The sequence below is a fragment of the Thalassobacter sp. HA4-2 genome (genome assembly GCF_055693705.1).
Window position 1 is genome coordinate 413,336 of the sequence record NZ_JBVFUK010000001.1, and the last position, 18,086, is coordinate 431,421.

Sequence of the window (18,086 nt, forward strand, 5' to 3'; positions counted from 1 at the left end):
TATGGCGGTACAAGTTTTTGCGGTTCCAAGCAATGACGATTTCGCGCAAGTTGCCTCCATGGCAGGCAAACGGATCAGAGATACCCGCAACGCGCAATTGATCGAGGCCGCGATCTGCGCCTTGGCACAGCGCGGCTATGCGGATGTGACCATGGCCGACATCGCCCGGCGCGCGGGCGCAACCGCGCCCTCGATCACCTACTACTTTGGGTCAAAGGCAGGGCTGATGGAACGGACCATGCGCCATGTCCTTGGGTTGCTGCGGGTGGCCCATGTCGAACGCCTGCGCAGCGGTGATCGGTTGGAGGCTACGGTCTGCGCCAACTTCGATGCGCGGGTCTTCACGCCCGATCATTGCGCGGTGTGGGTCCAGTTCTGGGCCAATGCGCCCTTTGATCCGGCGCTGGCACGCTTGCAACGGATCAATCGCATGCGGGTCGAACGCCATTTGGTCGCCGGGTTGCGCGGGCGCGTGGCGGATCCCAAGGCGGCTGCCTCGGACCTTCAGGCCTGGATGGACGGCATGTGGCTGTCCGTGGCCCAGGGCGCGCCCGCCGATCCGGCGGCGGCCCAAAGTGCCGCCCGCGCCTTTATCGCGGGGCGTACGTAGGGCGGGACTTGTCCCGCCGCCCCCGGGCGCAGAGGTGGGACAAGTCCCACCCTACCTATTCCCCGCGCGGATACCGGGCCACGTCTTCGACGGTGTTTAGATCCATGTGGTTGCGCATATAGCGTTCCGACGCCTTTTGCAGGGGCTGGTAGTCCCAGGGGTAGTAGCCGCCCTCACGCAGGGCTTCGTAGACGACCCAGCGTCGGGCCTGGCTGGCACGCACCTCGGCGTCGAACCGGTCCAGATCCCAACGCGCCTCTGACTTCGCGCGCAAGGAATTCAGGGTGCCTGCGTGGGCCGGGTCGCCTGCAAGGTTTTTCAGCTCGTACGGGTCGTCTTCCAGGTTGAACAGCTGATCGGGATCCAGCGTGCAACGGTTGTATTTCCACGGGCCGTAGCGCAGCGAGACCAGTGGCGCGTAGGACGCCTCGGCCGCGTATTCCATGGCCACGGGCGTGTCGCGTTTGGCCCCGCGTGCAAAGGGCAGAAGGGTTTCCCCGGTGGTCCAGGGCATGACCTCCTCCATCGACACGCCTGCGAGGTCGCACAGCGTGGGGCAGACGTCGATGGTGCTGACCGGGTCGGTCACGGTGCGCGGTTCCAGCCCCGGGGCGCAGACCATCAGGGGGACGCGGGCGGAGCCCTCAAAGAACGACATCTTGAACCACAGGCCCCGCTCGCCCAGCATGTCCCCATGATCGGACACGAACAGGATGATCGCCTCTTGGCGGGTGGCTTCCAGGGCGTGCAGCACCTCACCGATTTTGTCGTCCAGATAGCTGATGTTGGCGAAATAGGCCCGGCGGGACCGTTTGATATCGTCTTCGGTGATGTCAAAGCTGCGCCAGTCGTTGGCATCAAAAATGCGTTGCGAATGGGCATCGTGGTCGGCGTATTTCATGGCCGGGACGGTTGGCAGCAGGTAGTCGCAGTCTTTGTACAGGTCCCAGTATTTCTTACGCGCGACGTAAGGGTCATGCGGATGGGTGAAGCTGACGGTCATGCACCAGGGGCGGTCGTCCTTGCCGCGCGCATAGTCATAGACCTTGCGGGTGGCGTGGTAGGCGACCTCATCGTCGTATTCCATCTGGTTGCTGATTTCAGCCACGCCAGACCCGGTGACGGACCCCATGTTGTGATACCACCAGTCGATCCGTTCCCCGGGTTTGCGGTAATCGGGCGTCCAGCCGAAGTCCGCCGGGTAGATGTCGGTGGTCAGGCGTTCCTCAAACCCGTGCATCTGGTCGGGGCCAACGAAGTGCATCTTGCCCGAGAGGCACGTGGCATAGCCCGCGCGCCGCAGGTGGTGGGCGTAGGTGGGCAGGTCGGACCGGAACTCGGCAGCGTTGTCATAGACCCCTGTGGCGGAGGGCAGCTGCCCGGTCATGAAGCTGGCCCGGGCCGGTGCGCACAGCGGGGACGCTGTGTAGGTGTTGGTGAAGCGGACCGAACGGGCCGCCAACCGCTTGAGGTTGGGCGCGTGCAACCAATCTGCGGGGCCATCGGGGAACAGGGTCCCGTTCAGCTGGTCCACCATGAAGATCAGGATGTTGGGTTGTGTCATGTTTGGCTCCCTTTGGTGCGGTGGTAGGCCGGGACGCTGGGTGTCGGCAAGCCGATTGGAGGCTCTGCCTCCAAACCTCCGAGGTATTTTTAAAACAATGAGGGATTGAAGCGGGGCACGCGGGGTCTACCGTCCAGCCATGGTTTTAGAAGTGCGCGACGTCACCAAGAGTTTTATCACCGGCGAAGGGCCCCTGCCGGTCTTGCGCGGTGTGTTCCTGTCTTTGGGGCGCGGGCAAAGTCTGGCGCTGACCGGGGAAAGCGGGTCGGGGAAGTCGACGCTGCTGTATCTGGTTGCAGGCCTGGACGCGGTGGATAGTGGGTCGATCCGCGTGGACGGTGTCGATCTGGCGGGGATGGATGATGCGGGCCGCGCGGGATTACGACGCGGTCAGGTCGGGTTGGTGTTTCAGCAGTTCAACCTGATCCCCTCCCTCGACGTCGGCGCAAACCTGTCGTTTCACGCGCGTTTGTCCGGGCGCCATGATCCGGCGTTGGTGGCGCATTTGGCGGATCGGTTGGGCCTTTCGGCCCTGCTGGACCGCTACCCGGAACAGTTGTCCGGCGGGCAGCAGCAGCGGGTCGCCATTGGGCGCACGCTGGCCGCCAAGCCGCCCCTGATCCTCGCGGATGAGCCGACGGGCAATCTGGACGAGGCCACGGGTGACGCCGTCATGGACCTGTTGTTGGAACTGGTGGGCGAACAGAACGCCGCCCTCTTGATGGTGACCCACTCGACCCGCTTGGCCGCGCGGCTAGACGCCGTGGCGCATTTGCGCGGCGGCATGATCGTATGACGGGTGCGGCGGCAGGGGCGCTTTGGTCCCACTGGCGGCGGCACCTTGTGCAATTGGCCACGCTGGTGATCGGGATCGCCCTTGCGTCCGGTCTTTGGATCGGGGTGCAGGCCATCAACGCCGAGGCGCGCAGCAGCTATGCCCGCGCCGCCGCGATGCTGGGTCAGGACCAGCTGGACCGGGTGGAGCGTGCGGACGGCCCCATGACCCTGGCCGATTTCGCGCAGTTGCGCCGCGCCGGGTGGCTGGTGGCCCCTGTATTGCAGGGCGGCTATCGCGGGGTGCAGGTGGTGGGGATCGACCCTTTTACCACGCCACCGGGGCAAGGCGTGCCGAACCTGTCCGAGGCGGGGGACCTGACCGCGTTCTTGCAGGGCACCCGGGTCTATGTGGAACCGGGCCTGCAAGCGGATCTGCCCCATGGGATCACCGCCGTACCCCTTGCCAGCGTCGCGCCGGGCACCATCGTGGCCGATATCCGCACCGCGCAGCGTTTGTTGCGCACGGACCGGATTGACGGGCTGCTGGTTCTGGCCAACCAACCGTCGGGTCTTGCGCCCCTGTCCGACATCGCCCCGGACCTGATCCGCCGCGCGCCCGAGGGCGGCAGCGATATCGGGCGGCTGACGGCTTCGTTTCACCTGAACCTGACGGCCTTTGGACTGCTGTCGTTCGCGGTGGGGCTGTTTATCGTCCATGCCGCCATCGGCCTTGCGTTTGAGCAACGGCGCACCCTGTTTCGCACGCTGCGGGCATTGGGCCTGACGTCCCGGGCGCTGGTCGGGTTGCTGTTGGCCGAGGTGCTGGTGCTGGCCATTGTCGGTGGGCTGCTGGGGGTGTTGATCGGTTACGCCGTGGCGGGCGCGCTGTTGCCCGGGGTCGCGGCGACCCTGTCGGGGCTGTACGGGGCGGGGGTATCCGGCAGCTTGACCCTGTCGCCGTGGTGGTGGGCATCGGGCCTTGGGATCGCCGTGGCGGGCGCGTTGGTGGCCGCGGGCCAAAGCCTTTGGCGGCTGGCCCGCATGCCCGTCCTTGCCCCGGCCATGCCGCGCGCTTGGGCGCGGGCCAGTGCGGTGGCGTTGCGCAGGCAGGGGCTGTTTGGGCTGGGCTTGATCCTGCTCTCCGGTCTGCTGGCCGCCTTTGGTCAGGGCCTGTTGGCGGGCTTTGCCTGCCTGGCCGCGTTGTTGATTGGGGCGGCGCTGGTCCTGCCCGTGGTCCTGTCCGGCATCCTGCGCGGGTTGGAGCGGACGGCCAAGGGGCCGCTGACCCAGTGGCTGTGGGCGGACACGCGGCAACAATTGCCCGGCCTGTCCCTGGCCTTGATGGCGCTGATGCTGGCGCTGGCGGCCAACATCGGGGTCAGCACCATGGTTGGCAGCTTTCGCGGCACCTTCATCGGGTGGCTGGACCAGCGCCTTGCGTCGGAGCTGTATATCACCACCCGCACCCCGTCCGAGGCGGAGGCCTTTGTGGCGTGGATCACCCCCCGCGCCGATGCCGTCCTGCCGATTGTCAGCGCCGAGGCGCAGTTGGCAGGCGCGCCAGGCGATGTGTTCGGGATCAAGGACCACGCCACCTACCGCGACCACTGGCCCCTTTTGGCGCAGGCCCCGGGAGTGTGGGACGCGGTGGCCGATGGATCGGGCGTCTTGATCAACGAACAGATCGCCCGGCGCGAGGGGCTGTGGCTGGGGGCCGAGATCGCGGTGACCCCCACCCTGCGCTTGCCCGTCGTGGGGGTCTATTCGGACTACGGCAACCCGGTGGGGCAGGCGATCGTGGGGATCGACCTGTTCGCGGCGACATTTTCGGATGTGGTGCCCTTGCGATTTGCCCTGCGCACCAAGGAAGCAGGCGCGCTGCGGGACGCGATTGTGGAGGACTTCGGCCTGCCCCGGGATCTGACGATCAACCAGTCGGAGGTGAAGGCCTTTTCCCTGCGGGTGTTCGAGCAGACGTTCCTGATCACAGGGGCGCTGAACGTGCTGACCCTTGGGGTCGCGGCCTTTGCCCTGTGGGCATCCTTGACGACTTTGGCGGGTATGCGCCTGCCGCAATTGGCCCCGGTCTGGGCCCTTGGCCTGACCCGCCGCCGCCTTGCCTGGATGGAGCTGGCGCGCACCTTGGGGCTGGCGGCCCTAACGGCGTTGATCGCACTGCCCGTGGGCCTGTTGTTGGCGTGGGTCCTGTTGGCCATCGTCAACGTCGAGGCGTTCGGCTGGCGTCTGCCCATGTCCCTGTTCCCGGGCGATTGGATCGTGCTGGCCTTCTGGGCGCTGCTGGCGGCGGGCCTGTCGGCGGCCTTGCCCGTGCGCAGGCTGGCCCGGATGGAGCCGTCCCGATTGCTGCAGGTGTTTGCCCATGCGCGTTAGTCTGATCCTGATCTTTAGCCTATGGGCGCAGGTGGCCCTGTGCCAAGGGTTCGCCGGGCTGGGCGAGGATGCAGAGGGGTTTTCCGTGCCCACGCCCGACCCTGTGTTTGATTTTCCCGGCGATCACGGCCCCCACCCGGACTACCGGATCGAATGGTGGTATCTGACCGCAACCCTGCGCGGGGACGACGGGCGAGACTATGGCATCCAATGGACCCTGTTTCGCAGTGCCCTGTCCCCGGGGGGACGGCAGGTCTGGATGGGCCACGCGGGCCTGACCACGCCCGACGCCCACTTCACCGCAGAACGCCTTGCCCGCGATGACGTGGGGCAGGCGGGGGTCTTTGCCGATCCGTTCGAGGCGTGGATCGACGATTGGCAGATGATCTCGCGCGCGCAGGGCGGTGGGGACGCCTATGACGCCCTTGACCTGACGGCCCGCTTTGCCGACGCGCGCTATGATTTGCAGTTACAGGCCCAAGGCCCGCTGGTGTTTCACGGGGACAAGGGGTTCTCGGTCAAATCGGCCAGCGGTCAGGCCTCCTATTATTATTCGCAGCCGTACTACACGGTCACGGGCACCCTGCATCTGCCGGACGGGCCAGTGCAGGTGACGGGGCAGGGGTGGCTTGATCGAGAATGGTCCAGTCAGCCCCTTGAGGCGGATCAGGAGGGGTGGGACTGGTTCTCGCTCCACTTCGAGGACGGGAACCGCCTGATGGCGTTCGGTCTGCGCGGGGCGGGGCCGGATTTCAAATACGCCAGCTGGATCGAGGCCGATGGTACCCTGACCCCCACCAACGCCCTGACCCTGACGCCCTTGGGCACTGCGCGGGTCAAAGATCGGGACGTGCCTGTGCACTGGCGCATTGAACTGCCGGAACGGGACCTCGACATCGAGGTCGTGGCGGTGAATCCGCAGTCGTGGCAAGACACGCTGTTCCCCTATTGGGAGGGGCCGGTGCGGGCCACAGGCACCCACAACGGCATAGGATATCTGGAGATGACAGGCTATGAATGACCCCCTGCACCGTTTGGACGGGACCCTGGATCAGGTGTGGCAACGGCTGGGGCGGGGTGTAGCCGACGCGCGCCATTCCTTTCGCACCCCCGTGATCGCCACCACCGGGGCCGAGGGGCCAGAGGCCCGGGTGGTCGTCCTGCGCCGCGCTGACCGGACCAAGGCAGAGCTGGAGGTGCACACCGACGCCCGGTCCGCCAAGGTCGCGGCCTTGACGCAAGACCCGCGCATGGCGTTCCTGTTTTGGGAACCCAAGCATCAGTTTCAGGTCCGTATCCGCACCCAGGTGCAGGTGATCCGTGACGATACCGACCGGTGGGCCAAGGTGCCCGCCCACAGCCGCTGGAACTACGGCGCGGAACCCGCACCCGGCACGCCCATCGACAGCCCCGCCGCAAGTACCGGCCACGATCCTGCGGCCTTTGTGGCGCTGGTGTGCAAGGTGGTCTGGATTGACACGCTGTACCTTGCGCGGGACCTGCACCGCCACGCGCGGTTCACCGGGCCGGGTTGGACGGGCACCTGGGTCGCGCCCTAAGTGCTGGTGGTTTCGCCTGACGGCGACCCGCCGGGGGAGGCTCTGCCTCCCCCGGACCCCCTCCGAGGTATTTCTGGCCCAAAGATGTCAGGCGTCGAACATGGGAAAGCTGACGCCGAGGGCCCAGCCGAGGCAGATGCCAAGGCCCACCCCCGTGGCTACGACCGCTCCTGTTCTGCGGCCAACCCATCCGCCCACCACGCCAAAGCTGGCAAAGAACAGGGCGATCAGCGGAATGATCAGCAACAGGAAGAACAGCCGTTCGAAATCGAGGGCGGTTGCGATGGCCAGCGAGCCGAGAAAGCCCACCCGCGCCGCTGTCTTGCGCGCAAGTGTTGCAGCGCCCGCTTGGGTCAAAGCCGCCTCTGCGATCATGGCGGGGATGGCACCGGCGATGATGGCCAGCAGGACCGGTATGCGCGCGGCCACGGGGGCAAAGCTGGCCACGTAGCGATCCAACAGCCCGCCGAACGCCAAGATCCCCCACGCCGCCAGGGCCAGTGCCGCCCAAGGGGCAAGGCCGCCGATCCGCACGCCCCCGGCGCGCAGGATGGCAAGGGTCAGCACGCCGTAAACCGCCGCGTGCACCGCAAGGTAATCCGCGACCAGAACGGGTAGGAACCGCAGGTCGAAGGGCGCAAGCACCAGCGGGGTGACAATCGCCGGCACGCCGGCCGCGACCCAGAACACGCGCGACGGGACGGGGCGCGGGGGAAGGCCAGCGGGCAAGGTGCGCGCCAAGGGCCATGCGATCATCACTACGCCCGCAAGGGCAAGCACGATCCAGCCCCCCGTGGCCGCGATCTGTGTGCTGCTGCTGCGGTCAAAGGCGGCGTCCAGCCACGCCACAGTTTCGCGCAACGCGGTTTGGGAATACAGGACGCCCACGTGTTCCACCCCTGGCGCAACCACCGCGCGGCGCTGGACTGTACCCGCGCTTGCCGTTTGCTCATTCGGGACATCTGCCACCATGGCGACCGCGTCCGTGGCGGCGTCGCGCAGCATCCCCTCGAACTGGCCCGCGATCATCAACAGGCGGGCCGGGGCCTGCGCGTCCACCACCTGGCTGAACATCGAAATGCCGACGACCGTGTCAATCCCGTCCGCCACGGCCACCCGGGCCAGCACGTCCGTCGCCATGGAATGACCCAGCAGGGCAAGCCCATCCTCTGCCTGTGGCAGGGTCCGGGCATAGGCAATCACGCGCCGGGTTTCGTCCATCAAAAGGCGGGTGGTGCCGTCGATCGCGCTGACGTCGCCGGACATGGGCACCGGGTTTGCCCCGTGGCCTTCGAAATCAAAACTGACCGCGACATAGCCCGCGCGGGCCAGGGTCAGGGCATAGGCCTCCATCAGTTGGCGCGACCCGGCAAAGCCGTGGGCGATCACGACAACCGGCCCCGGCGTGGTGCTGTAGACCGTGACGGGGGTGGTGCCCACTGTCGCTTCGGCCCGGTCAATGCCACTACGGGCCTGTTCCAGCTGCCAGATGCCAAGGGTCAGGGCGGCGAGGCCGATCAGGCCGATGATTAGTCTTTTCATGGGCGTGAGGTAGCACAGGCGGCTGCGCGTTAAACCCCTGTTCAACCTTGGGTGCTAGGTCCGGTGGCAGGAGGGTCCGATGGCCGACGATAAACGCCCGATCATTATCAAACGCAAAAAGGTGATTGCCGGGGGCGGGCACCATGGCGGCGCGTGGAAGGTGGCCTATGCGGATTTCGTGACCGCGATGATGGCGTTTTTCATGCTGATGTGGCTGTTGAATGCCACGACCGAGAACCAGCGCAAGGGTTTGGCGGATTATTTCAACCCTGCCGTCCCGCTGACCCGTGCCTCTGGCGGGGGGATGGGGGCCTTGTCAGGCGAATCGGCCTTTGCCCAGGAAGACTTGGTGCAGATGGGACGCGGCGGCCTTGGGGAGCAGGAGGGCGTTGTGCAGCAGGCCCTTGGCACCTCGGGCGAGGATGAGGCGCGGCAGACCGAGGACGAGGCGTTGCAGCAAGCCGCCCTGATGATCGGGATCGGTGGCGACAGCCTTGTGGAGGAGTTGGGCCAACGACAGGTCTTGGCACGCCTGACGGACGAGGGGCTCGTGGTGGAATTCTTCGCCACCCAGAACAGCCCCCTGTTTGCCCCTGACGGGACCGACCCCATGCCTGTGACCCTATCGCTTGTGGATATGGTGACGCGCATGTCGGCGTTGTTGGACAATGATCTGGCGGTGGCGGGTCACACCCGTGCGCAGCCCATTGTTGCGGCCACAGATACGACTTGGGCTGTGTCATCTGACCGCGCGCACAGGGTGCGGGAATTGCTGGTCGCGGCGGGGGTTTCGCCCAGGCGCGTGGCGCGGGTCGCGGGGCACGCGGACCGGGACCTTGCGGCCCCGGTGGCGCCTTTGTCCGTACGTAACGACCGGATCGAGGTGATCTTTCTGCGCAACCGGATTTAGGGGGTCCAGTTTTCGATGGCCTCGATGGCCTCGTCCGCGGTTTCGACGAACTTGAACAACTTGAGGTCTTCGTCCGAAATGGTCCCTGCATCCGCCAGCGCCTCCCAGTTGATGATGGACCGCCAGAAGGTTTCGCCGAACAGCAGGAACGGGATCGGCTCCATCCGTTTGGTCTGGATCAGGGTCAGGGCTTCAAACATTTCGTCCAAGGTGCCAAAGCCACCGGGAAAGACACACAAGGCGCGTGCGCGCATCAGAAAGTGCATCTTGCGCACTGCGAAATAGTGAAAGTTGAAGCAGAGCCCGGGGGTCACATACTCGTTGGGGGCCTGTTCGTGGGGCAGCACGATGTTCAACCCGATGGACGCCCCGCCCGCGTCGGTGGCCCCGCGGTTGCCCGCCTCCATCACGCCGGGACCGCCGCCTGTGATGATCACGTTCTCGCGGCCATAGCTCTCCATGGATTTCGCGGTCATCTTGCGGGCAAACTCCCGCGCCTCGTCGTAGTATTTCGACAGGCCCGCAAGCGTTTCGGTCCGCGCGGGCTGCCCTGGCTCAGGAATACGCGCACCCCGAACATCACGATGGTGGAGGTGATCCCCTGCTCCGCCATGATCATCTCGGGTTTCAGCAACTCCAACTGCAACCGCACCGGGCGCAACTCCTCGCGGCACAGGAACTCGTCATCGGCAAAGGCCAGACGGTAGGCGGGCGCGCGGGTTTGGGGGTGTCGGGCACCTCGGCGGCGGTCTTGCGATCTTGGCGGCTGTCGCGGAAGACGTGGGTGCGGGGGTCGTCTTTCATGGGGCAATCCTTTTGGCTGCTGCGGATCACCAGCCTAGGGGCATTGTCCGCGCGCCACAACGCTTCCCTTTCGGGCCCTTGCGCGCTATGTGCCCGGCAACAGTCACGAAAGGGTCCACCCATGTCCAACGCACAGCTTGAAACCGCCATCGAAGCCGCCTGGGAGGCCCGCGATACCATCAGCCCCGCGACCACCGGTGAACAGCGCGAGGCGATCGAGGACACCCTGAACGCCCTGGACAGCGGCCAGCTGCGGGTGGCGGAGCGTCAGGACAACGGCGACTGGCACGTGAACCAATGGGCCAAGAAGGCGGTCCTGCTGGGCTTTCGGATCAAGGACATGGAGATCCACGACGGTGGACCGCAAGGGGCCGGTTGGTGGGACAAGGTCGACAGCAAGTTCAAAGGCTGGGACGCGGGCAAATGGCAATCCGCCGGCTTTCGCGCCGTGCCCAACTGCGTCGTGCGCAAATCCGCCTTCATCGCGCCCGGTGTGGTCCTGATGCCATCCTTCGTGAACCTTGGCGCCTATGTGGACGAGGGCACCATGGTCGACACATGGGCCACCGTGGGCAGCTGTGCGCAAATCGGCAAGAACGTGCACCTGTCGGGCGGCGTGGGCATCGGCGGTGTGTTGGAACCGATGCAGGCAGGCCCGACGATCATCGAGGACAACTGCTTTATCGGGGCGCGCTCCGAGGTGGTCGAGGGCTGCATCGTGCGCGAGGGTTCCGTGCTGGGCATGGGCGTATTCATCGGCCAATCCACCAAGATCGTGGACCGCGAAACCGGCGAAGTGATGTACGGCGAAGTGCCCCCCTATTCCGTGGTCGTGGCCGGGTCCATGCCGTCGAAAAACGGCGTCAACCTCTACTGCGCTGTCATCGTCAAACGCGTGGACGAACGGACCCGGTCCAAGACCGGCATCAACGAATTGCTGCGCGACTGACAGTAGGGTGGGACTTGTCCCACCGCCCACCCTGGAGGGTGCTATGGCTGATCCAAAGAAACCCAAACGCCAGCAGCATGTGTATACTCTGCTGGTCCAAGTGGGCCGCCACGAAGGTGACGGCCTGCCTGATGGCAGCACGGGGGCTGCGCTGATGTGCTATGCCGCCGGTGTGGACGAGGACGAGGCCGTGCGCGAAACTGTGGCGCTGTTGAAGCACGCGGACCTCGCACCCCTGGAGGTCACGGGCTACGGCACCTTGGGCGAGCGGTTGGCCGAGGGGCACGACATCAGCGACGAAGAGCGCGCCTTGATGGATCGCGCGCTGGCCGAAAACTCGGTCGTTGTGGCACAGACCACCACGTTCTACGACAAGGATTAGGGGCTATTCGGCCGCAAGACCGATGGCCCCTGTCTGCCCAATCGCGACGATCTGTTCCATCACAGTGGACAGACGCCGCTTGAGCGGGTTGAACCCTTCGTTCGGGGCAATCTTGGCCTCGTCCATGTAAAGGGCGCGGTCAATCTCGATCTGAACGGCGTGCTGGCCGCGCACGGGGCGGCCGTAGTGTTGGGTGATATAGGCCCCGGCAAAGGGGCTGTTGCGCGCCACGCGAAAGCCTGCCTTGCGGAAAATCGCCTCGATCTGGGATACGATCGCATCGCTGGCAGAGGCGCCGAAGCGGTCGCCCAGCACGATCTGGGGCGGGGTGCGGGTGCGGCCTTGTTCAATTGCCTCGTGGGGCATGGAATGGACGTCGATCAAAATGCTTTGCCCATGTGCCGCGCGCGCCTGATCCAGCAGATTTTGCAAGGCGGCATGGTAGGGTTTCCACACGGTGTCGATGCGGGCGTAGGCCTCGGCCCGGGAAACCTTGCCCCGGTAGATCGCACGCCCGTTGGCCACCACGCGCGGGATGACGCCCAGCCCGGAACTGACGCGCGGGTTCAGCGCCCCGCGCGGCACGTCCGCAACCACTGCGGGGTCCATTTCATCGACGCTGCGGTTGAGGTCGATCCACGCGCGCGGCGCGTCAGCCAACAGCAAGGGCGCGCCGAAATCGGGCACATCGCGCAGCAGCAGGTCGATAAACGCGTCCTCGGACGAGCGGATGCCAAGCGAATCAAGCACTGACGCGCGCAAGAACTGCTCCGAATAGGCCCGGCCAGAGTGGGGCGAGGCCACGACGACGCAAGATGTGCGCTGTGCGGGGGGCAAAATGTGGTACGCAGGCTGATCCATGGGCTCTCCTTAGGGTTAGATATAGACAGGTTTTCGGAATTGCCAAAAGGTCCTTGCACCGACCGGCCAGCGGTTCTATAGCACCCCTCACAAATATGCGGCTTTCGCACCGTGTGGTTGTATTGCGTGATTAGCTCAGCGGTAGAGCACTTCGTTGACATCGAAGGGGTCACTGGTTCGATCCCAGTATCGCGCACCATTCACCGCCCTTGATACAAGGGCACGACAGGAACAGGCGCCATGTCGCGCGCCGGGCACAGGAGAGAGACCATGAAGGTCAAGAACTCGCTTCGTTCGCTCAAGAACCGCCACCGCGACTGCCGCGTTGTACGTCGCAAGGGCCGGGTCTATGTGATCAACAAGACCCAGCGTCGGTTTAAAGCTCGTCAAGGCTGAGGCCAGAGTTTAACTGAACGCAAAAATGGAAATAGCCGCCCCCTTGGGCGGCTTTTTTCGTATGGCGGTCCGCCCGCGCTTTGCCCTGCCCGGCGCGTCCCACCCGCCCACCCCCGCCCCGCTCAGCCCAAAGCGCGGCCGGACCGGGGGCGGGATCGGTTAGTCGTTGATGTCGTAGTCAAACGTCTTGGGCGCGTCGTTCGGTTTGCGGAAGGCGTAGCGCAGGCCGATCCACGCGGCGAGGGACAGGACCGCCCAGATCGCCATCAGGCCAGCGGTGCTGGTGCCTGCCAGAACCCCCGTCAGTAGGCCCAGACCGACCGCAGCGGCCCCGACTCCAAAACCCAGCAAGACGAAGGCAGGGGCCAGCATTTCAGCGATGCCAAGGGTCAAGGCCCCCACCATCCAGACCCACCAGATCTGAAACACCATCAGCCCCGCCCTTTCAGCATTTTGAACGCCTCGCCAAAGGCATCCATGGCCGATGCGGGCAGGACCACGGTGCTGGACCCTTGGGACCCCCCAAGGGCCGTCAGTGCCTCGACCTGTTTGAGGGCGACTTGGTATTGCGCGGCCTCAAGGCCGTTTTCCTTGATCGCCATGGCGACGACCTGGGTGGCGTAAGCCTCGGCATCGGCTTCGATCCGGCGGGCCTTGGCGGCCTGTTCGGCGGCATAAAGCTCTGCATCCGCCGCCAGTTCCACGGCGCGACGCTCGCCCTCTGCCTCGGTTACGGCGGCGCGGCGGGCGCGTTCCGCGTTCAGCTGTTGCAGCATGGCATCCCGGGTGGCCTGATCCAAGTTCACGTCCAGCAGTTCGGCGCGGGTAACCTCGATCCCCCAGTCGTCCACGGCGTCTTCGATGAAAGTCTTGATCTCGGCCATCAGGACGGCGCGGTTGGATTGCACCTCGTCCAATTCCATCTTGCCGATCTGGGCGCGGACGATCCCGGCCACGGTGGTGGCAATGGCGGCGTCCACATCGCGGATCCGGTAGACCGTCTTTTCGGGTTCCAGGATGCGGTAAAACACCGAAGTTTCGACCTGCACCAGCACGTTGTCGGCGGTGATGGCGTCCTGACTTGCGTTGGGCAGTTGGCGTTCAAGGATCGACACCTTGTGGCGGACCTTGTCCAGAAACGGCACGATCAGGTTGATCCCCGGCCCCAGCACGGATTGCAGGCGGCCAAACCGTTCCACCACGTGCTTTTCCGACTGGGGCACGATCCGCACGCCCAGCATGATCACCACGATCACAAACACCGCCAGCGCGATCCACACCGCGTTGTTGCCTGCAAATTCCAAAAGCAATTGTTCCATCAAGATCCCCTCGTTTTCCAAGATATAGGCGGTGGTGGCGCGCCCGCCTAGGGGCATATAGACTAGCGCCATGCCATCCTTGTGCCGCGAGTGTTTCGAAACCTTTGACGCAGGCGCGCGCTGCCCCGCGTGCCGCAGCCCCCGTGTGACCAGCCACCCGGAATTGTTTGACCTGTCCATTGCCCACATGGATTGCGACGCCTTTTACGCCAGTGTGGAAAAGCGCGACCGGCCAGAGTTGGCCGACAAACCCGTGATCATCGGCGGCGGGCGCCGGGGGTGGTGTCGACCTGTTGCTACATCGCGCGGATCAAGGGGGTGCGGTCGGCCATGCCCATGTTCCAGGCGCTGAAATTGTGCCCGGAGGCAGTGGTGATCCGGGGCCGCATGGACGTGTACGTGGAGGTGTCGCGTCAGGTGCGCGCCATGATGGAAGAAATGACCCCCGCAATTGAGCCATTGTCCCTGGACGAGGCGTTTCTGGACCTGACCGGCACCGCGCGCCTGCATGGCGTGCCCCCCGCAGTGATGCTGGCCCGGCTGGTCAAACGGATGCGGGTTGAGATCGGGATTACCGGGTCCATCGGTTTGTCCCACAACAAGTTTCTGGCCAAGGTCGCCAGTGATCTGGACAAGCCGCGGGGCTTTTCCGTGATTGGCCGTGCCGAGACGGAGGACTTTCTGGCGGACAAGCCCGTGCGGATGATCTGGGGGTTGGTCCCGCAGGGCAACAGGCACTGGAAAAGGCCGGCATCCGCACCTTTACGGACCTGCGCCGCTGGGATCGCGTGGATCTGAGCGCGCGCTTTGGGTCCATGGGGGATCGGCTGTGGCATCTGGCGCGGGGGCAGGATCGGCGCAAGGTCAGCCGGGACAGCGCCATGAAGTCCATTAGCAACGAAACCACCTTTGGCGATGATACGGCGGATGTGGATGTGCTGGACGGCCATATCTGGCGGCTGTCCGAAAAGGTGTCCGACAGGGCCAAGGCCAAGGGGCTGGCCGGGCGCGTGGTGACGTTGAAGCTGAAACGGGCGAATTTCGCGCTGGTGTCGAAACGGGTGTCCCTGTCTGATCCGACGCAGATGGCAGATCGGATTTATCGCACGGCCCGGGGGCTGTTTGAGGCCAGCGGGCAAAAGGGGCCGTTCCGCCTGTTGGGGGTTGGGCTGTCTGATCTGGTATCAGCGGGGGATGCGGATCGCACAGGTGATCTGCTGGACCCCGATGCAGGCAAGCGGGCCGAAGCGGAGCGGGCCACGGATGCGATCCGGGAACGGTTCGGTCCGGATGCGATCGTGAAGGGTCGGGCGCTGCGGTAGGGGGCGCTGCCCCCGCGCGTTCCGCGCTCCCCCGAGGGTATTTGTGGAACAATGAGGGGGGTGGTGTTGTCCCCACGGGGACACGGTAGGCGTTGTCCCCACGGGGACGGGCGGTTAACCTTAATGGATGATTGATCCCGTTGACCTGACCGCCCGCCTTGTCCGTTGCCCCTCTGTCACGCCTGTGGAGGGGGGCGCGCTGGAGCTGTTGGCGCAGGTCCTTGGGGACGCGGGGTTTGTCTGTACCCGTGTGGACCGGGGCGAGACGTCGAACCTGTTTGCCCGTTGGGGGAAGGGGCGCACTTTTGGGTTCAACGGGCACACGGATGTGGTCCCGGTGGGTGATCTTGCGGCCTGGACCAAGGACCCCTTCGGGGCTGAGATCGAGGATGGCTGGCTCTATGGGCGGGGGGCCACGGACATGAAGTCCGGCGTGGCGGCCTTTGCTGCCGCAGCCATTGATTTCGTAACGACCACGCCGCCAGATGGGTCAGTGGTTTTGGCGATCACCGGCGATGAGGAGGGGCCCGCCACGGATGGCACGGTGGCCCTTTTGGACTGGATGGAGGCTCGGGGCGAGACGATGGATGTCTGCCTTGTGGGAGAGCCGACAGCGGTCGAGCACATGGGCGACATGATGAAGATCGGGCGGCGTGGCAGCCTGACCGCCTGGATCAAGATCACCGGAAAACAGGGACATGCGGCCTACCCCGCCCGTGGTCTGAACCCCATGCCCGCTATGGTGCGCCTGATGGATCGGTTGGCCAGCACGCCGTTGGATCAGGGCACTGATCATTTCGAACCTTCGACCCTTGCGATCACCACGATTGATGTGGGTAACCCGGCCACCAACGTGACCCCGGATCACGCCAAGGCGACGGTCAACATCCGGTTCAATGATGCGCACACCGGGGCCTCGATCACCCGGATGATTGAGGGGCACCTGTCTGCCGTCGAACAGGAATTCGGCGTGCAAGCGGACCTGAAGATCAAGCTGTCAGGCGAGAGTTTCGTCACCCCGCCCGGCCCCCTGTCCGACCTGATTGCCGCTGCCGTCACCCGGGAAACCAACCGCCAGCCTGTGCTGTCGACGACCGGGGGCACCAGCGACGCGCGCTTTGTGAAGGACCACTGTCCGGTGGTTGAATTCGGCCTTGTGGGACACCGGATGCACGGCATCGACGAGCGTGTCCGGGTAGAACAGATTCACCAGCTCAAGGCGATCTATCACGGCATCCTGACGGACTATTTCAACAGTTAACGCTCGCCTGAAACAGGGCGTCACCCTTTGGCGCCCAACCTGCCCATGATCCACGCCAAGGCCCCCGCAAGGGCGGCAATCGCAAGGCCCAGAAGGGCCGCGTTCCGGGCGAAGGTCGTCGCGCCAAGGGTGCCGAGGTCCAGAAACGGATAGGGATAGGCGCCCGTGACCGCCCCCCGCGCGACAACGTAGGCCAAGTAAACTGCAGGCCAGACAAGGGACAGTCCAACCGCGCGCCACAGCCCGCGCACCTTGGCGAACGCCAAGGCCCATGCCAGCATGCCCAGCGGCACCACCGTGTGCAGCAGTTGGTTGGTCACGCGCGCCCGGCCGGAAAAGTCATCACCGGGCCCCAGCAACACGTGATAGACCAGCCCGACCGCCATCACGGCCACCGTCACCCCAAACAACAGCCAGTCCGACAGCCGCACCCCAAGGGCCACGGCGGTCATGGACAGGGCCACGGCCAGTGCCGTCAGCAGGGTAAAGTACTGGGCCAGAAACCATAAAGCATGGGGCAGGCCGTCGGCCTCGGGCAGGGCAAGGTCCACGCGCAAGGCCAGACCCGCCCACGCCAACAGGGCCACAAGGGCGGCGGCGGCGCGCATGGCTTAGGCCGCTTTGCCGGCGGCTTGGTCAGGGCGCAGGAACACCGGCGCCAGTTCCGTGGATCGGTCGGGCTGATAGGCGTAGCCGCCGGTGTTGAAGGCAGTCAAAGCCTCCGCCTCCGACACGCGCTGTTCTACAATGAACCGGGCCAGCGCCCCGCGCGCCTGTTTGGCGTAAAAGCTGACGACCTTGGGACCGCCGGGCTTGTCCTCCAGAAAAGTGGGGGTGATCACAGGCACGTCCAGCGCCGCCCGGTCCACCGCGCCGAAGTATTCCTGACTGGCACAATTCACCAACCCCTTGGCACCAGTCGCCTGCGCTTGCGCGTTCAGGGCCTGCGCAATCCGGTCGCCCCAAAAGTCGTAAAGGGTCTTGCCGCGCTCCGTCGCCAGTCGGGACCCCATTTCCAACCGGTAGGGGCGCATGGCGTCCAAGGGGCGCAACAATCCATAAAGGCCCGATAGAATGCCAAGATGGTCTTGGGCATAACGCAGCGCGTCGTCGTCCAAGCTGGACGCGTCCAACCCGGTGTACGTGTCCCCGTCGAACATCAAGGCCGCAGGACCCGTGTCCTGCCCCTCGAAATCTGCGAAACGCTCGGCATTCAGTTGCGCCAGTTTTTCCGAGATATGCATCAGCTTGCACAAGGCTGGTACGTCTAAATCGCGCGCTACCCGCGCCAGTTCCGCCGTGTCCTTCGGGAAACGGGGCTGCGTCAGGGGCAGGTCCACGGTGCGGGTCGTGTTGAGTTTCTTCGCGGGCGAAATGACGACAAGCATGGGAACCTCCGACTAAGCTTTGCCCTAAGATAGAGGCACAACGCCCCGTGT

19 protein-coding genes, 1 tRNA gene and 1 pseudogene are annotated in these 18,086 nt (G+C 65.1%); 13 read left to right on the forward strand and 8 right to left on the reverse strand.

Annotated elements, in window-relative coordinates; all coding sequences use genetic code 11:
- The first annotated feature begins 1 nt into the window (after position 1).
- Entirely contained in the window at positions 2 to 610 is a 609-nt protein-coding gene (gene betI / locus ACZ1G0_RS01985; protein ID WP_472735408.1) for a transcriptional regulator BetI, read from the forward strand.
- Between the two features lie 55 nt (positions 611 to 665).
- On the opposite strand, the gene betC is transcribed toward betI, so the two are convergent.
- Entirely contained in the window at positions 666 to 2,174 is a 1,509-nt protein-coding gene (gene betC / locus ACZ1G0_RS01990; protein ID WP_472735409.1) for a choline-sulfatase, read from the reverse strand.
- A 139-nt stretch (positions 2,175 to 2,313) separates the two neighbouring features.
- Between betC and ACZ1G0_RS01995 the strand changes: the two genes are divergently transcribed.
- The 4 genes from ACZ1G0_RS01995 to ACZ1G0_RS02010 are packed head-to-tail and all read left to right on the forward strand — an operon-like array spanning position 2,314 to position 6,901.
- On the forward strand, positions 2,314 to 2,970 hold the full coding sequence (locus ACZ1G0_RS01995) for an ABC transporter ATP-binding protein (RefSeq protein ID WP_472735410.1): 657 nt from the start codon (positions 2,314 to 2,316) through the stop codon (positions 2,968 to 2,970).
- Complete coding sequence (locus ACZ1G0_RS02000) at positions 2,967 to 5,342, forward strand: FtsX-like permease family protein (RefSeq protein WP_472735411.1); 2,376 nt, start codon at positions 2,967 to 2,969, stop codon at positions 5,340 to 5,342. The genes ACZ1G0_RS01995 and ACZ1G0_RS02000 overlap by 4 nt, the downstream gene beginning before the upstream one ends.
- Positions 5,332 to 6,363 carry a lipocalin-like domain-containing protein gene (locus ACZ1G0_RS02005; protein ID WP_472735412.1) on the forward strand — a complete coding sequence of 344 codons (1,032 nt, stop codon included), beginning with the start codon at positions 5,332 to 5,334 and terminating at the stop codon, positions 6,361 to 6,363. Before ACZ1G0_RS02000 ends, ACZ1G0_RS02005 begins: the two co-directional genes overlap by 11 nt.
- Complete coding sequence (locus ACZ1G0_RS02010; RefSeq protein ID WP_472735413.1) at positions 6,356 to 6,901, forward strand: pyridoxamine 5'-phosphate oxidase family protein; 546 nt, start codon at positions 6,356 to 6,358, stop codon at positions 6,899 to 6,901. The genes ACZ1G0_RS02005 and ACZ1G0_RS02010 overlap by 8 nt, the downstream gene beginning before the upstream one ends.
- 87 nt (positions 6,902 to 6,988) lie before the next feature.
- On the opposite strand, the gene ACZ1G0_RS02015 is transcribed toward ACZ1G0_RS02010, so the two are convergent.
- A complete protein-coding gene (locus tag ACZ1G0_RS02015) occupies positions 6,989 to 8,443 on the reverse strand; it encodes a serine aminopeptidase domain-containing protein (RefSeq protein WP_472735414.1) in 1,455 nt (484 codons plus the stop codon).
- Positions 8,444 to 8,522: 79 nt separating this feature from the next.
- On the opposite strand from ACZ1G0_RS02015, the gene ACZ1G0_RS02020 reads away from it, so the two are divergent.
- Positions 8,523 to 9,353 carry a flagellar motor protein MotB gene (locus ACZ1G0_RS02020; RefSeq protein WP_472735415.1) on the forward strand — a complete coding sequence of 277 codons (831 nt, stop codon included), beginning with the start codon at positions 8,523 to 8,525 and terminating at the stop codon, positions 9,351 to 9,353.
- Here the strand turns inward: ACZ1G0_RS02020 and ACZ1G0_RS02025 are convergent.
- Positions 9,350 to 10,157, reverse strand: a pseudogene (locus ACZ1G0_RS02025) (LOG family protein). The gene ACZ1G0_RS02020 and the pseudogene ACZ1G0_RS02025 sit on opposite strands and share 4 nt — an antisense overlap.
- Before the next feature lie 121 nt (positions 10,158 to 10,278).
- Between ACZ1G0_RS02025 and dapD the strand changes: the two are divergent.
- The gene (dapD, locus tag ACZ1G0_RS02030; RefSeq protein ID WP_472735416.1) at positions 10,279 to 11,106 is read left to right on the forward strand and encodes a 2,3,4,5-tetrahydropyridine-2,6-dicarboxylate N-succinyltransferase; all 828 of its coding nucleotides are present in this window, start codon (positions 10,279 to 10,281) and stop codon (positions 11,104 to 11,106) included.
- Between the two features lie 43 nt (positions 11,107 to 11,149).
- Positions 11,150 to 11,488: a hypothetical protein gene (locus tag ACZ1G0_RS02035; protein WP_472735417.1), complete on the forward strand. Its 339-nt coding sequence runs from the start codon at positions 11,150 to 11,152 to the stop codon at positions 11,486 to 11,488.
- Between the two features lie 3 nt (positions 11,489 to 11,491).
- Here the strand turns inward: ACZ1G0_RS02035 and ACZ1G0_RS02040 are convergent, their stop codons facing one another.
- Positions 11,492 to 12,349 carry an N-formylglutamate amidohydrolase gene (locus tag ACZ1G0_RS02040; RefSeq protein ID WP_472735418.1) on the reverse strand — a complete coding sequence of 286 codons (858 nt, stop codon included), beginning with the start codon at positions 12,347 to 12,349 and terminating at the stop codon, positions 11,492 to 11,494.
- A 124-nt stretch (positions 12,350 to 12,473) separates the two neighbouring features.
- Between ACZ1G0_RS02040 and ACZ1G0_RS02045 the strand changes: the two genes are divergently transcribed.
- Together ACZ1G0_RS02045 and ykgO are read left to right on the forward strand one after the other, a co-directional pair.
- A tRNA-Val gene (locus ACZ1G0_RS02045) sits at positions 12,474 to 12,548 on the forward strand.
- A 71-nt stretch (positions 12,549 to 12,619) separates the two neighbouring features.
- On the forward strand, positions 12,620 to 12,745 hold the full coding sequence (gene ykgO / locus ACZ1G0_RS02050; RefSeq protein ID WP_008562923.1) for a type B 50S ribosomal protein L36: 126 nt from the start codon (positions 12,620 to 12,622) through the stop codon (positions 12,743 to 12,745).
- 159 nt (positions 12,746 to 12,904) lie between these two features.
- On the opposite strand, the gene ACZ1G0_RS02055 is transcribed toward ykgO, so the two are convergent.
- Positions 12,905 to 13,177 carry an NfeD family protein gene (locus tag ACZ1G0_RS02055; protein WP_472735419.1) on the reverse strand — a complete coding sequence of 91 codons (273 nt, stop codon included), beginning with the start codon at positions 13,175 to 13,177 and terminating at the stop codon, positions 12,905 to 12,907.
- Positions 13,177 to 14,064, reverse strand: a complete 888-nt coding sequence (locus ACZ1G0_RS02060) for an SPFH domain-containing protein (RefSeq protein ID WP_472737757.1) — start codon at positions 14,062 to 14,064, stop codon at positions 13,177 to 13,179. The genes ACZ1G0_RS02055 and ACZ1G0_RS02060 overlap by 1 nt, the downstream gene beginning before the upstream one ends.
- Before the next feature lie 192 nt (positions 14,065 to 14,256).
- On the opposite strand from ACZ1G0_RS02060, the gene ACZ1G0_RS02065 reads away from it, so the two are divergent.
- From ACZ1G0_RS02065 to dapE, 3 genes are all read left to right on the forward strand, one after another.
- On the forward strand, positions 14,257 to 14,862 hold the full coding sequence (locus tag ACZ1G0_RS02065; RefSeq protein WP_472735420.1) for a Y-family DNA polymerase: 606 nt from the start codon (positions 14,257 to 14,259) through the stop codon (positions 14,860 to 14,862).
- On the forward strand, positions 14,853 to 15,386 hold the full coding sequence (locus tag ACZ1G0_RS02070) for a DinB/UmuC family translesion DNA polymerase (protein WP_472735421.1): 534 nt from the start codon (positions 14,853 to 14,855) through the stop codon (positions 15,384 to 15,386). Before ACZ1G0_RS02065 ends, ACZ1G0_RS02070 begins: the two co-directional genes overlap by 10 nt.
- Positions 15,387 to 15,513: 127 nt before the next feature.
- Positions 15,514 to 16,647 carry a succinyl-diaminopimelate desuccinylase gene (dapE, locus tag ACZ1G0_RS02075; protein WP_472735422.1) on the forward strand — a complete coding sequence of 378 codons (1,134 nt, stop codon included), beginning with the start codon at positions 15,514 to 15,516 and terminating at the stop codon, positions 16,645 to 16,647.
- Between the two features lie 20 nt (positions 16,648 to 16,667).
- Here the strand turns inward: dapE and ACZ1G0_RS02080 are convergent, their stop codons facing one another.
- Both ACZ1G0_RS02080 and yaaA read right to left on the reverse strand, forming a co-directional pair.
- Positions 16,668 to 17,255, reverse strand: coding sequence for a Pr6Pr family membrane protein (locus ACZ1G0_RS02080; RefSeq protein WP_472735423.1), 588 nt, complete (start codon positions 17,253 to 17,255; stop codon positions 16,668 to 16,670).
- Positions 17,256 to 17,258: 3 nt separating this feature from the next.
- Positions 17,259 to 18,035 carry a peroxide stress protein YaaA gene (yaaA, locus tag ACZ1G0_RS02085; protein WP_472735424.1) on the reverse strand — a complete coding sequence of 259 codons (777 nt, stop codon included), beginning with the start codon at positions 18,033 to 18,035 and terminating at the stop codon, positions 17,259 to 17,261.
- Between the last annotated feature and the right edge of the window lie 51 nt (positions 18,036 to 18,086).

Coding starts and splice junctions, on each gene's coding strand:
- betI (WP_472735408.1), top strand. CDS start 2: ATGGCGGTACAAGTTTTTGCGGTTCCAAGCAATGACGATTTCGCGCAA.
- betC (WP_472735409.1), bottom strand. CDS start 2,174: ATGACACAACCCAACATCCTGATCTTCATGGTGGACCAGCTGAACGGG.
- ACZ1G0_RS01995 (WP_472735410.1), top strand. CDS start 2,314: ATGGTTTTAGAAGTGCGCGACGTCACCAAGAGTTTTATCACCGGCGAA.
- ACZ1G0_RS02000 (WP_472735411.1), top strand. CDS start 2,967: ATGACGGGTGCGGCGGCAGGGGCGCTTTGGTCCCACTGGCGGCGGCAC.
- ACZ1G0_RS02005 (WP_472735412.1), top strand. CDS start 5,332: ATGCGCGTTAGTCTGATCCTGATCTTTAGCCTATGGGCGCAGGTGGCC.
- ACZ1G0_RS02010 (WP_472735413.1), top strand. CDS start 6,356: ATGAATGACCCCCTGCACCGTTTGGACGGGACCCTGGATCAGGTGTGG.
- ACZ1G0_RS02015 (WP_472735414.1), bottom strand. CDS start 8,443: ATGAAAAGACTAATCATCGGCCTGATCGGCCTCGCCGCCCTGACCCTT.
- ACZ1G0_RS02020 (WP_472735415.1), top strand. CDS start 8,523: ATGGCCGACGATAAACGCCCGATCATTATCAAACGCAAAAAGGTGATT.
- dapD (WP_472735416.1), top strand. CDS start 10,279: ATGTCCAACGCACAGCTTGAAACCGCCATCGAAGCCGCCTGGGAGGCC.
- ACZ1G0_RS02035 (WP_472735417.1), top strand. CDS start 11,150: ATGGCTGATCCAAAGAAACCCAAACGCCAGCAGCATGTGTATACTCTG.
- ACZ1G0_RS02040 (WP_472735418.1), bottom strand. CDS start 12,349: ATGGATCAGCCTGCGTACCACATTTTGCCCCCCGCACAGCGCACATCT.
- ykgO (WP_008562923.1), top strand. CDS start 12,620: ATGAAGGTCAAGAACTCGCTTCGTTCGCTCAAGAACCGCCACCGCGAC.
- ACZ1G0_RS02055 (WP_472735419.1), bottom strand. CDS start 13,177: ATGGTGTTTCAGATCTGGTGGGTCTGGATGGTGGGGGCCTTGACCCTT.
- ACZ1G0_RS02060 (WP_472737757.1), bottom strand. CDS start 14,064: ATGGAACAATTGCTTTTGGAATTTGCAGGCAACAACGCGGTGTGGATC.
- dapE (WP_472735422.1), top strand. CDS start 15,514: ATGATTGATCCCGTTGACCTGACCGCCCGCCTTGTCCGTTGCCCCTCT.
- ACZ1G0_RS02080 (WP_472735423.1), bottom strand. CDS start 17,255: ATGCGCGCCGCCGCCGCCCTTGTGGCCCTGTTGGCGTGGGCGGGTCTG.
- yaaA (WP_472735424.1), bottom strand. CDS start 18,035: ATGCTTGTCGTCATTTCGCCCGCGAAGAAACTCAACACGACCCGCACC.